9 protein-coding genes are annotated in these 13,319 nt (G+C 32.7%); 8 read left to right on the plus strand and 1 reads right to left on the minus strand.

All coding sequences use genetic code 11. The features are described from left to right. Positions 1-52 precede the first annotated feature (52 nt). Positions 53-2,800 (minus strand): putative LPS assembly protein LptD, encoded by a 2,748-nt coding sequence (locus PBN93_RS13030; protein WP_171974486.1) that lies wholly within the window; start codon positions 2,798-2,800, stop codon positions 53-55. 55 nt (positions 2,801-2,855) lie between these two features. Here PBN93_RS13030 and PBN93_RS13035 point away from each other — a divergent pair, with 55 nt between their 5' ends. From PBN93_RS13035 to PBN93_RS13070, 8 genes are all read left to right on the plus strand, one after another. Beyond that, entirely contained in the window at positions 2,856-4,118 is a 1,263-nt protein-coding gene (locus PBN93_RS13035; protein ID WP_271080834.1) for an N-acetylmuramoyl-L-alanine amidase family protein, read from the plus strand. A 33-nt stretch (positions 4,119-4,151) separates the two neighbouring features. Further along, positions 4,152-5,117, plus strand: coding sequence for an MlaD family protein (locus tag PBN93_RS13040; protein WP_077402417.1), 966 nt, complete (start codon positions 4,152-4,154; stop codon positions 5,115-5,117). Positions 5,118-5,134: 17 nt separating this feature from the next. After that, entirely contained in the window at positions 5,135-6,469 is a 1,335-nt protein-coding gene (locus tag PBN93_RS13045; RefSeq protein ID WP_271080835.1) for a (Fe-S)-binding protein, read from the plus strand. Between the two features lie 19 nt (positions 6,470-6,488). Further along, the gene (locus tag PBN93_RS13050) at positions 6,489-7,280 is read left to right on the plus strand and encodes a (Fe-S)-binding protein (RefSeq protein ID WP_077402423.1); all 792 of its coding nucleotides are present in this window, start codon (positions 6,489-6,491) and stop codon (positions 7,278-7,280) included. Between the two features lie 68 nt (positions 7,281-7,348). Beyond that, positions 7,349-7,831: a PIN domain-containing protein gene (locus tag PBN93_RS13055; protein ID WP_271080836.1), complete on the plus strand. Its 483-nt coding sequence runs from the start codon at positions 7,349-7,351 to the stop codon at positions 7,829-7,831. A 90-nt stretch (positions 7,832-7,921) separates the two neighbouring features. Next, on the plus strand, positions 7,922-10,858 hold the full coding sequence (locus PBN93_RS13060) for a glycoside hydrolase family 3 N-terminal domain-containing protein (protein ID WP_271080837.1): 2,937 nt from the start codon (positions 7,922-7,924) through the stop codon (positions 10,856-10,858). A gap of 18 nt (positions 10,859-10,876) precedes the next feature. Continuing rightward, entirely contained in the window at positions 10,877-12,022 is a 1,146-nt protein-coding gene (bshA, locus tag PBN93_RS13065) for an N-acetyl-alpha-D-glucosaminyl L-malate synthase BshA (RefSeq protein ID WP_271080838.1), read from the plus strand. 109 nt (positions 12,023-12,131) lie between these two features. Beyond that, positions 12,132-13,313 (plus strand): OmpA family protein, encoded by a 1,182-nt coding sequence (locus PBN93_RS13070; RefSeq protein ID WP_271080839.1) that lies wholly within the window; start codon positions 12,132-12,134, stop codon positions 13,311-13,313. Positions 13,314-13,319 lie beyond the last annotated feature (6 nt).

Raw genomic sequence — 13,319 nt, forward strand, 5'->3', positions numbered from 1 at the left:
GTTTTTTAATTAGTTTAAAAAGAAGAAGAATATTTTAGAAATAAATGTTGTTTTATCTCTGGCTTCTTTGTTCCCATTTAAGGTCTTTAAGAATACTACTCTTAATTCCTATAAAGAAATACCATCTTTCATAAGTTCCAAATGGTGTCCAGTTAAAATTAAGCCTAAAACTCTTTAAATCTCTTTCAAAACGCAATTGCGTTAATGAAAAACCTTGGTTTTTAAAATCGTAACCAGATGATACACCTACTTTCCATCTAGGAGTTAAATCAACATTTCCAGAAAACATTAAAGAGTGGTTGCTAATTTCATCTTGTCTATTAGGATTGCTATAACTTACTGCGTAAGCAAGCCTAACGTCCCAAGGTATAGTATTTTTGTATAAAGGGTTTTCTTTTACCTCTTCATCTTCATCACCATTTAAGTTTCCTGGTCTTCCGTTAAAATTATCTGCTGTACCAAATAAGTCATCTGTTCTACCACCACTAGCCGCAACATAATTGTCTCCGTTATCTTCATCCTCTTCTTCCTTGTCTTTATCCTTGCTAAACATTTTACTGTTTAAAGAGTATCCTATGTTAGCTCTTGCTGTTGTAAGTCTAAATAAACTACCTCCATTATTAACGTTAAGAGTGTTAATTCTGGTGCCTTTATTATCTATTGCATAAGGATCTAAATTTGCAGAGAAATTAATGGACATTTTTTTATTTAAAATAGTAGTACCACCATTTATTCTAAACGGGCTTAAACGTAATGAATCTGCCTGAAAATTATAATTTGTAGAGATGTTAAAACTGCTTAATAAAGATATTTTTTTAGGCTCTGTAGCAGTAGAGTCTTTATCCTTTACCTTAGCCTCTAATGTGTTTTGTAAAGAAAAACTAAGGGCACTACTTTGTGTTAATCCGGGCGCACCATTTAAAGTTCCTTCAAACCTACTGTACTGTATGTATTCTCCATCGGCATTCATATATTCATCATAGGTTTCTTCAAAAGAAGGAGAATAACTATACCCTATAGATGGACGCATAGTATGTCTTATAGCTTGTATGTTCTTACTTTCATCAAAAGTCCAAGTACCGTATACTGTTGTTCCTAAACTTGCGCTAAAGCTGTATTTGTTGTAGCGGTCAAAGCCATTTATTTTTTCAGACACTACTTCTTCTGTGGTTGCATCATAAGACTTGTTGTAGGTTTCTAGCGTCCAAATATCTTCATAAGATCCACCAAGACTAACACTTAACTGTTTAAAAATTTTAAAATTTGTACTAACGGGTATTCTATGTCTTGCTCCAACTCTTGCATCATCAAACATTTCAGATTTAAAGAAAAGTGAATCTACTGTTGTTATTTGGTTTTGTGCATTAACATCATACTGAAAATTAATGTTTTGTATAATGCCTTTTTTTAAGCCATCTCTTTTTGCAAACGGAAAAATACGCTCCATACTTGCTTGCATTGTAGGTAGCGTTAAGTTAATAACGTCTGTATTGGTGTTTTGGTTATGAGTAGCCGTTAAACTAAGGTTTACAGACGGGTACGCCGGAAACGTTTTGGAGTAGGATACAGAAGATGATAAGTTATTGTTTTGTGTATTGGGTACATTATACTGGTTTAAAGAACTTCTGTAGTAATCACTACTACCAAGGTTTACATTGGCTGAAAGCCTAGAGTTGGGGTTGTTTTTAGGATCTTGCGTGTGCGATATTTGTATGTTGTAATTTGTAGATCTACTATAGTCTTCAAAACCTTTCTGGCTATTTATTTGGTTTTCAAACCTTATATTTATGTTTCCTTTATATTTATAACGTTTGGTATAGACGGATTGCCCTCTAAAACCATAACTACCATTGGTGTAAAAGTCTCCCTGTAATGTTAAATCTACATAATCACTAATAGGAAAATAATAACCACCGTTTTGTAAAAAATACCCTCTGTCTGGATCACTACCAAAAGTTGGAAAAATTAAGCCTGCAGTATTACCAGTTGTCATAGGAAAATATGCAAAAGGTAACGCAATAGGAGTAGGTACATCTGCAATAAACATATTACTATAACCTGCAATCATTTTTTTGCCAGGTACAAATTTACCTTTGCGTACAAGTATATAATAATCTGGGTTTATAGTGTCGTTAGATGTTGTAACCTTTGCTCGGCTCATAAAATAAACAGAGTCGTTCTCCTTTTTTGTTTTTTCGGCGTACACCTTCATAGCATCACTACCAATACTACCTAAACCAGCTTGCTGTTCCGTTCTAGAGTTCCAAATAAGAGCTTTTTGTGTGTCAAAATTAAACCTTATAGAGTCTGGTTTTACAACTTGGTTACCTTGTTTAAAGTCTGGTAACTGTGTGTATACACCTGTAGAGTCTTTTATACGGCCAGCATAAACTTCATTTTTAGCAAGGTCCATAATTATAATCCCTGCTTTTAGTTCTGTGTCCTGGTAATATAATTCTGCTTTGTCATACAAATATATTTTACCTTCTTTACGGTCATAACGCATATAACCTTCAGCTTTTCTTTTTACAATGTCTGCTAGTAAAGGTTCTTTTTTTACAGTAGAATCTTGTATTACGCTATCTTTTTTTGCGGTGTTACCTAGTATATCGGCAGGAATTAATGGAGCTACTATTGTATCTTTTTGTTTCTTTATAGTTAGTGGTATTACCTTATCTTCCTGTGCAGATAGGCTTAAAACCCCTAAAAACAGGAGTAAAGAAAAAAGTAAACGATGTTTATTTGATTGCAAGGCTATAAATCCTATTTTTGTATTGATTTGGCTCGTCGTTTCGGGCATCAAACTTACGCATATTTTTTATTTTAAAATACGCATTAGAATAAATTTAACCTAAATGAATAAAACATTTAATAATTATATATTAAAATTTAACAACTTTTCATCAGTTAGACTATTGCTGCTTACTTTTTTACTTTCATCATTAAGCATTAATTTTAATTCTATTACAGCACAAGATAAATTTGTGGTTGTTTTAGATGCCGGTCACGGTGGTCATGATCCAGGAAATTTGGGTAATGGTTATTTAGAAAAAAATATTGCCTTAAATATTGTTTTAAAGGCGGGCCAATTATTATCTCAAAATCCAAACATAAAAGTAATTTACACCAGAAAGGACGACACCTTTGTAGATTTATTTGAGCGTGGGGAAATAGCCAATAAGGCTAATGCAGATTTATTTGTTTCTGTACATTGTGATTCTCACACATCAGATGCACACGGTGCGGGTACTTTTGTTTTAGGATTACACGCCAATAAGCAAAATTTTGAAATTGCTAAAAAAGAGAACTCTGTTATTTATTTAGAAGATAATTACCAGGCTAAATACTCTGAGTATAATATAGATTCACCTGAGTCTGTAATCGGTTTAACCATTATGCAAGAAGAGTTTTTAGACCAAAGTATTGCTTTGGCAAAATTACTACAAGATAAATTTTCTAATAAATTAAAGCGTACAGACCGTAAGGTAAAGCAAGCTGGTTTTATAGTTTTACACCAAACGTTTATGCCAAGTGTTTTAATAGAAACTGGTTTTTTAACTAATAAAAATGAAGGTGCTTATTTAAACTCTAGATCCGGACAATTAGAGATGGGAACGGCAATAGCAGAGTCTGTGGTTGCTTATATGGACCAATTGGTGGCTAATGCATTGGCGGCATCTACAAGTACTCCAGAACCACAACCAACAGCGCAAGTAGTAACAGAGGTTGTTAAAGAAAAAGCACAAGAGGAAAAAGAAAAAGACGTTGTTGTTACTAAAAAACCTGTTATTAAAGAACCAGAAATTGTTAGTGCACCTAAACAAGAAGAAAAAATAGTTGAAGAAAATATTTATAATATAGAATTTAGAGTACAGCTTTTTGCAAGCGGAAAATCTATACCTTTAGTACCAGATAATTTTAAAGGGCTTAATGCGTTAACAAAAGAACCAGTTAACAATTTATACCGTTATATGACTGGTAAGGCAAAAACGTATTATGATGCAAAGTTAATTAAGAGTAATGCTGATATAAAAGGGTATATATCTTCATACATTGTAGCTTATAAAGATGGCAAGCGTATTAATGTAGAGGATGCTATTAAACAATTAAAAAAATAATTCTAATTAATTTTAGAGCAAAACATATTTCTATTGAAACTATCTAGAGAATTAAAAACAGGAATAATTGTTATTGGCGGAATATTGCTATTTATAATGGGGTTTAGTTACCTAAAGGCTACACCTTTGTTTGATAATAGTAAAACCTTTTATGCTATTTATGACGATGTTGGCGGACTACAACCTGGTACGCAGGTATCTATAAATGGCTTTGCTGTTGGTAAAGTAAATGATATTAAATTTAAAGATAAAACAGGGAAATTATTGGTGACCTTTACGGTTGATAGTGATTTTCAGTTTTCAAAAAACAGTGTTGCAGAATTGTATGATACTGGAATAATTGGAGGAAAAGGAATTCAGATAATACCTGTTTTTGATAACGCTACAACAGCAAAATCTGGAGACACATTAGTAACCAAAACTAAACCAGGTTTAACAGATTTAGTGCAGCAAAATTTAGCTCCATTACAAACTAAGGTAGAAGGAGCTATTTCCAATGCGGACTCACTTTTAATAAATGTAAATGATGTTTTAGATGCTAAAACAAAAAAAGATTTACAAAGTAGTATAGCTGGTTTAAATGATTTAATAAAGAGCTTTAAGATTACTACAAACTCTTTAAATAGCTTAATGGCTAACAATAAAGAAGATTTAGAAGGCTCATTGGCTAACATAAAAAAAATAACTGATGATTTTGCTAAAATATCTACCTCATTATCTGAATCAGAGCTAGATAAAAGCATTGCGGGATTACAAAAAACGGTTGCTAATTTAGATAATTTGCTAACAAAAATAGATAAAGGTGAGGGTTCATTAGGAAAATTAATGAACAATGAAGAACTTTACAACAATCTAGCAGGCGCATCAAAAGAGTTAGATTTACTATTGCAAGATTTTAGGTTAAACCCTAAACGTTACGTAAATGTTTCTGTTTTTGGTAAAAAACAAAAAGATTATACCTTACCAGAAAACGACCCTGCTGACACTTTAAAAAACTAAATAACTAACTATTATATATGGATTACCTTCCCAACATTATTTTCTTACTAGTATTAGTTGCTGGTATAGGATTTTTTGCTAAAAACGTAAAAGCACTTTCTCGTAATATTAAATTAGGGAAAGATGTAGATGTAAGTGATAATAAACCACAGCGCTGGAAAAATATGGCTCGTATTGCATTAGGACAAACCAAAATGGTTGTGCGTCCTGTTGCAGGTATTTTGCACATAATTGTTTATGTTGGTTTTATTATTATAAACATTGAAGTACTAGAAATTATTTTAGACGGATTACTTGGTACACACCGTATTTTTGCGCCATTAGGTGTTGTTTATGATGTGTTAATTGGTTCTTTTGAAATTTTAGCGTTTTTAGTAATTGTTTCGGTTGTTATCTTTTGGGTAAGAAGAAATGTTATAAAAATTCAACGTTTTTTAAAGCCAGAAATGAAAGGTTGGCCTAAAAAAGATGGAAACCTTATTTTGTATATTGAGTTCGTGTTAATGACGCTTTTTTTAACAATGAATGCAGCAGATTTTCAATTACAAACTATAGATGCCTTGCATTATGTTAAAGCCGGTTCGTTTCCTATTAGTCAGTTTATAGCGCCATTGTTTAGTGGTATGTCAGAGGCTAGTCTAATAGTTGTAGAGCGTTCTGCATGGTGGTTACACATAATAGGTATTTTACTTTTCTTAAATTACCTATACTATTCTAAGCACTTACATATTTTATTAGCTTTCCCTAATACGTACTATGGAAAAGTAAAACCAAAAGGACAATTAGATAACCTTGAGGCTGTAACAGCAGAGGTTAAAATGATGATGGACCCAGATGCAGATCCATTTGCAGCACCAGCAGAGGGAGCAGATGAGACTGCAGAGCCAGACAAGTTTGGAGCATCAGACGTTACAGATTTAAACTGGGTGCAGTTGTTAAATTCATATACCTGTACGGAGTGTGGTAGGTGTACTAGTGAGTGTCCTGCCAATCAAACAGGTAAATTATTATCGCCAAGAAAGATAATGATGGATACCAGAGATAGGCTTCATGAAGTAGGTAATAATATAGACAAAAATAAAGGCGAGTTTGTAGCAGACGGCAAACAATTATTAGGAGATTACATTACAGAAGAAGAGCTATGGGCGTGTACATCATGTAATGCCTGTACAGAGGCTTGTCCTGTTAGTATAGACCCATTATCTATAATTATGGATATGCGTCGTTACTTGGTAATGGAGCAGTCTGCAGCACCATCAGATTTAAATAATATGATGGGAAATATAGAAAACAACGGAGCGCCTTGGCCATTTAATCAAATGGATAGGTTAAACTGGAAAAACGAATCTTAAATAGAAATCCAAAATATTTATGAGTAACGAATTAAAAGTGCCAACAATGGCAGAGTTATTTGCCGAGGGTAAACAACCAGAAGTTTTATTTTGGGTTGGGTGTGCAGGAAGTTTTGACGATAGAGCAAAAAAAATTACCAAAGCATTTGTAAAAATTTTAAATAAAGCAAACGTTAGTTTTGCTGTTTTAGGAACAGAAGAAAGCTGTACAGGAGATCCAGCAAAAAGAGCAGGAAACGAATTTTTATTTCAAATGCAAGCAGTTACCAATATAGAGGTAATGAATGCTTATGAAGTTAAAAAAGTAGTTACAGCTTGTCCGCACTGTTTTAATACTATAAAAAATGAATACCCAGGGTTGGGTGGTAACTATGACGTAGTTCATCATACGCAGTTTTTAAAAGATTTATTAGCTGAAGGAAGAATTACTATGGAAGGTGGCCAATATAAAGGTAAACGTATTACTTTTCATGATCCTTGTTATTTAGGAAGAGCAAATGGTGTGTATGAAGCTCCAAGAGATTTAATACGTAAGTTAGATGCAGAGCTTGTAGAAATGAAAAACTGCAAGAAAAAGGGATTATGTTGTGGTGCTGGTGGTGCACAAATGTTTAAGGAGCCAGAAAATGGTAACAAGGATGTTAATGTAGAACGTACAGAGCAAGCCTTAGGTACTAAACCAGAAATTATTGCTGCAGGTTGTCCTTTTTGTAATACAATGATGACAGACGGCGTTAAGAGTAAAGAAAAAGAAGGAGAAGTAGAAGTTTTGGATATTGCAGAACTTATTGCTAATGCAGAAGATTTATAAGAAAATCTTTATGGTAGAGAGGAAGTTTTATAAAAAATAAACGTCTATTTACTTTTAATAAAATAATTATGCTAGTAGATTTTAAAGATTTGCCAGATACATCTCGTATTTGGATATACCAGGCCAATAGGTCTTTAACTCCAGAAGAGTTAGCAGAGATAAAAGAGGGTCTAGATGCTTTTATTGTAGATTGGATTGCTCACGGGAGTAACCTAACAGCAGGTTATGAAATAAAATACAAACGTTTTATAGTGTTAGGTTTAGACCAAACCAATGCTTCTGCAACAGGTTGTTCTATAGATGCCTCAGTACGTTTTATTCAAAGTTTAGAGCAAAAATATAATATAGATTTGTTAGATAAGATGAATGTATCTTACAAACAAGGAGAATTTGTAGCTTACAAAACTTTGGTAGATTTTAAAAAGATGGCTAAAAATAAATCGGTCTCTAAAAAAACTATTGTATTTAACAATCTTGTAGCTAATAAGCACGAGTATTTAAACTACTGGGAAGTTCCTGCAGAAGAAAGTTGGCACAGTAGGTTTATGTAATATAAAGTTCTCCCCAAATCTTTTATACTTACTAAGTAAAGTTCTTAACCTACAGATTTACTTAAAAACAAACCTGTTTTACATTCGTTTATGCGGTTATTAGTTTCATTTTCTTTATTTTTTTTTAGTTTTTTAGTAGTTAATGCTCAAGAATTAGATTCTTTAGTTACTACAGTAGACCCTTTAGTAACAAAGGATTCTATTTTACAAAAAAAATGGGTAGATGCACAGTACAGCGCTATGACTTTAGATGAAAAAGTAGGGCAGCTGTTTATGGTTAGTGTTGCATCAAACCAAAATAAACAAAGTACAGATAAAATAAAAGAGCTGATATTAAAGGAAAATATTGGCGGTGTCATTTTTTCTAAAGGAGGACCTGTACGGCAAGCAAAGTTAACTAACACATACCAAAAAGCAGCAAAAATACCTCTATTAATAGGTATGGATGCAGAGTGGGGTTTGGCAATGCGTTTAGATTCTACCTATGCTTTTCCTTGGAATATGACTTTAGGTGCCATAAAAAATAATGCCGTTGTAGAAAAAGTAGCTCAGCAAATAGGTGAGCACGCTAAACGTTTAGGAGTACAAATTAACTTTGCGCCAGATATAGATATAAATACCAATTCATTAAACCCTATTATAGGTAATAGATCGTTTGGAGAAGATAAAGACAACGTAGCTAAAATGGGGATAGCTTTTGTAAACGGATTTGAAAAAGCCGGTATATTGTCTAGCGGAAAACATTTTCCAGGGCACGGAGATACGTCAACAGATTCTCACAAAACATTACCTGTAATTAACTTTTCAAAAGAAAGGCTAGATAGTATTGAACTTTATCCGTTTAAAAAACTCATAAATCACGGAAAATTAAGTAGTGTAATGATTGCACATTTAAATATACCCAGTTTAGAGTCAAGATCAAATTATCCTTCATCATTATCAGAAAATATTGTGACTAATTTATTACAGAATAAATTGCAATATAAAGGTTTAATTTTTACTGATGCGCTAAATATGAAAGGTGTAGCAAACCACTCAGATCCAGGGGATACAGATTTAACAGCTTTTTTGGCAGGTAATGATATTTTGTTAATGCCTTTAGATGTAAGAAAAGGGAAGCAAAAAATAATTGAAGCCTATAATTATGGGGTTGTAACAGAGGAGAGATTAGCACGTTCTGTAAAAAAAATATTAAAAGCAAAATACAAGGCAAATTTGCATAATAACAAGCTGGTAAGTCTTAAAAATTTGTATAATGATTTAAATACTTTAAGTAACGATTTGGTGTATGAAGAGGCAATTGAAGAAGCTATCACCGTTGTTAAAAATAAATTAGACCTTTTGCCTATTGCAAAGTTAGAAAACAAAAAAATAGCTTATCTAAGTTTGGGTGACGCTTCTGGAGAAGATTTTATACAAGAGCTTAAAAAATACACAACAGTTACTGAAGTGAAAGAAGACAACCTTCAAATTTTACTACAAAAATTACAACAATTTAATATTGTTATAATAGGACATCACAAAAGTAATGCTAGCCCTTGGAAATCTTATCAATTTTCAACTAAAGATGCAGAAATTGTAAAAGCAGTATCCTCGTTAAGAACATCAAATTCTGTTTTAGTGAATTTTGCTAAGCCGTATACGCTTTTAAATACGGACTTAAGTACATTGGATGGTGTAGTTATAGGATATCAAAATAGCACTTTGGCACAACAGAAAACTGCTCAATTATTATTTGGAGCTATAGGAGCAAAAGGTAATTTACCTGTCTCTATAAGTACTAAATACCCAGTAGGTACAGGAATAAAATTTGAATCGTTAAAAAGATTAGGGTATGATTATCCTGAGCGTGTAGGTTTAAGCACTTACGGACTACGCAAAATAGATACACTAGTTACCGCAGGTATAGACTCATTAATGTTTCCTGGGGCACAGGTATTAGTTGCACGTAAGGGAAAAGTGGTATACCACAAAAGCTTTGGTAAGCCTACTTACGAGTCTAATGAAAAAATTACCAATAATTATATCTATGACCTTGCCTCTGTAACCAAAATTTTAGGGACACTGCCAATGATTATGAAAATGGAAGAAGAGAATAAAATAGCGTTAAATAATACGTTTAAAGATCTAATTCCGGAATATGCAGATACAGAGTTAAAAGATGTTACTGTGTTAAAAGCGCTGTCTCATTACGGTAGGCTACCAGCTTGGATAGCTTTTTATGTGAGTACGTTAGATAATAACAGAAAACCCTCTAGAGAATTTTATAGTAGTAAAAAGTCTGCGGATTATCCGTATAAAGTTTTTGATCATTTATATCTAACAAGAGCCTACAAAGACTCAATTTATAATAGAATAGGAAGGCAAGATTTAAAATCTAATAGGTATAGGTATAGTGATGTAGGCTACTATGTTTTTAAAAAATATATAGAAGATACTTATAAGAATGATTTAGATAAATTGGTAGATGATTTTTTGTACCAACCAATAGGAGCAAACCGTACAGCATACAATCCTTTAGAGAAGTATTCTAAAGATATGATAGTGCCATCAGAAAAAGATAATTATTACCGTTATGCAACCGTGCAGGGTTATGTTCATGATATGGGAGCGGCAATGCAAGGCGGTGTAGGAGGTCATGCAGGTTTATTTAGTAATGCTAATGATGTTGCTAAAATTATGCAAATGTATTTGCAAGGAGGCTATTACGGGGGCAAACGCTACTTTAACGAACGGACTATAAAAAAATTTAATACCTGTTATTTTTGTGACGAAGATGTGCGTAGGGGAGTAGGTTTTGATAAGCCACAGTTAAAAGGCTCAGGATCTACATGCGGTTGCGTCTCTAGAAAAAGTTTTGGACATAGTGGTTTTACAGGCACTTATACTTGGGCAGATCCTGATGAAGAAATTGTATATGTATTTTTGTCTAACAGAACATATCCTACTCAAAACAACAACCTTTTAGTTAAATCTGGGTTAAGAACCAGAATTCAGCAAGTAATTTACGACGCTATACTAAATTAAAATATTAATTTTGCTAGAATGAAAATAGCTATTGTTTGTTACCCAACGTTTGGGGGAAGTGGTGTTGTAGCCACAGAGTTAGGAATTGCACTTGCTAATAGAGGTCATGAAATACATTTTGTTACATATAGGCAGCCTGTAAGATTAGAGTTGTTAAACGAACGTATACATTTTCATGAGGTAAATGTTCCCGAATATCCACTTTTTAAATACCAACCTTATGAACTAGCATTATCTAGTAAATTGGTAGACACTGTTAAGTTTTTTGGAATAGAATTACTTCATGTTCACTATGCAATTCCACATGCTTATGCAGGTTATATGGCTAAAAAAATGTTAGAAGAAGAAGGCATTTATATTCCTATGGTAACTACTCTTCATGGTACAGACATAACTTTAGTAGGTAAGCATCCTTTTTACAAACCAGCAGTTACATTTAGTATAAATAAGTCTGAAGTAGTTACCTCGGTATCAGAAAACTTAAAGCAGAGTACCTTAGATCTTTTTCATATTAAAAAAAAGATAAATGTAATTCCAAACTTCATAGATAAAAGTAATTACAATGCAGATTATACAGATTGTCAACGTTCTTTAATGGCAAATGATGATGAGCGAATTATAACACACATTAGTAACTTTAGAAAGGTAAAAAGAATACCAGATGTTGTGCAAATATTTAAGAAAATTGTTGATGTAACAGCAGCCAAATTAATTATGGTGGGTGAGGGTCCTGAAAAAGAAAAAGCAGAACAATTAGCAGAAGATTTAGGAATAAAAGACAAAGTTGTTTTCTTAGGAAATAGCAACGAGGTAGATCGTATTTTATGTTTTACAGATTTGTTTTTATTACCTTCAGAAACAGAAAGTTTTGGATTGGCAGCTTTAGAGGCAATGATGCATAGAGTACCTGTAATATCTAGTAACACTGGAGGTATACCAGAAGTTAATGTAGATGGCGTAACTGGTTATATGAGTAATGTTGGTGATGTAGATAGTATGGCATTAAATGCATTAAAGATTTTAAAGGATGATGCAACATTAAATACTTTTAAAGATAATGCGGAAAAAGAGGCACATAAATTTGACATCGTAAATATTCTTCCAATGTATGAAAAAGTTTATGAAGAAGCCTTTAACAAATACTATAAAAATACACATCAATAAGTTTTGTTAAAAGCTGTTTTATATCGATGAAAGCTACTGTTTACACGATTTTGTTGGACGTAGTTTGCTAACAGAATAACTTCGTAATCTTATTTGGGAAAATTAGATTATGAAAAATATTAAGGTTGGTGTTTTAGTTATTTTACTTCACACTATGGGTTCTTTATGGGCTCAAGATTTACAACTTACAGCTAAAGATAGCATTGTTAAAAGTTCTTGGATGTTTGGTCTTGGATATAATTTTGTTGATGACTCTGGAGATGTTTTTGATGAATTATTTGATGTAGATAAACAATGGAATTCAGTAGCTTTTCCATCTAGAGTTAGTATTGGAAAATATTTTGAAAGTGGTATAGGTCTAGAGGCTATTGGTAGTTATAATAAGTATAAAATAGGTAAAATTGTTGATGGGGCTGTAAACTTAAATGAAACAGACTACTATGCTATTGATGCAAGAGTAAGTTACGATTTAAACAAAATTATAGGACAAACTGCTTGGTTTGATCCATATATTGGTGTAGGATTAGGATATACAGATGCTAATAATAATAGCCGAGGAACGTATAATGGAGTTGTAGGTTTTAGAACTTGGATTACAGACCGTATCGGTTTGGACTTTAATTCTTCTGGTAAATGGGCAATGGATAAAGGCGACGGAGTAACAAACCATTTGCAACATGCAGTTGGTGTTGTATATCAATTTAAAGCAGAAAAAGAACTTTCTAAAAAGGGATTAGAGAAACAAGCTCAGATAGAAGAGATTTTAAAAGAGAGGCAACGTGTAGCCGATTCTACTGCATTGGCTAAACAACAAGAGGAAGAAGCGAGGCAGTTAGCAGAGCGTCTTAAAAAAGAAGAAGAAGCTAACCGATTAGCTCAAATTGAAAAAGAGAAACTTGAGGCCTTAATTCAAAGAAAAGAAGATTTACAGAATAAAATAAATAGTTTAGGGAGTATCAACTTTGCTTTAAATAGCTCTTATTTAGATAAAAATTCTAAGAAAACCTTAGTAGCTATAGCAGAACTATTAAAAGAAAATCCTACCGTAGTTGTTAAACTTGGTGCGTATACAGACTCAAGAGGTACAAATAAGTATAATTTGTGGTTGTCACAGCGCAGAATGCAAAGATCTTTAGATTATTTATTATCTAAGGGAGTAATAGCATCTAATGTTAATGCTAATGCTTACGGAGAAGAAGTACTATTAAATGATTGTTTAGATGGAGTATATTGTACAGAGCAAGAGCACAAAATTAACCGAAGAATAGAGATTTTAGTAGAAAAATTATAATAACCT

It is taken from the genome of Cellulophaga omnivescoria (assembly GCF_027915275.1).
GTDB lineage: Bacteria > Bacteroidota > Bacteroidia > Flavobacteriales > Flavobacteriaceae > Cellulophaga > Cellulophaga omnivescoria.

Bases quoted from the DNA above. Each gene is read 5' to 3' on its own strand.
- PBN93_RS13030 (WP_171974486.1), bottom strand. From the start codon at position 2,800: ATGCCCGAAACGACGAGCCAAATCAATACAAAAATAGGATTTATAGCC.
- PBN93_RS13035 (WP_271080834.1), top strand. From the start codon at position 2,856: ATGAATAAAACATTTAATAATTATATATTAAAATTTAACAACTTTTCA.
- PBN93_RS13045 (WP_271080835.1), top strand. From the start codon at position 5,135: ATGGATTACCTTCCCAACATTATTTTCTTACTAGTATTAGTTGCTGGT.
- PBN93_RS13050 (WP_077402423.1), top strand. From the start codon at position 6,489: ATGAGTAACGAATTAAAAGTGCCAACAATGGCAGAGTTATTTGCCGAG.
- PBN93_RS13055 (WP_271080836.1), top strand. From the start codon at position 7,349: ATGCTAGTAGATTTTAAAGATTTGCCAGATACATCTCGTATTTGGATA.
- PBN93_RS13060 (WP_271080837.1), top strand. From the start codon at position 7,922: ATGCGGTTATTAGTTTCATTTTCTTTATTTTTTTTTAGTTTTTTAGTA.
- bshA (WP_271080838.1), top strand. From the start codon at position 10,877: ATGAAAATAGCTATTGTTTGTTACCCAACGTTTGGGGGAAGTGGTGTT.
- PBN93_RS13070 (WP_271080839.1), top strand. From the start codon at position 12,132: ATGAAAAATATTAAGGTTGGTGTTTTAGTTATTTTACTTCACACTATG.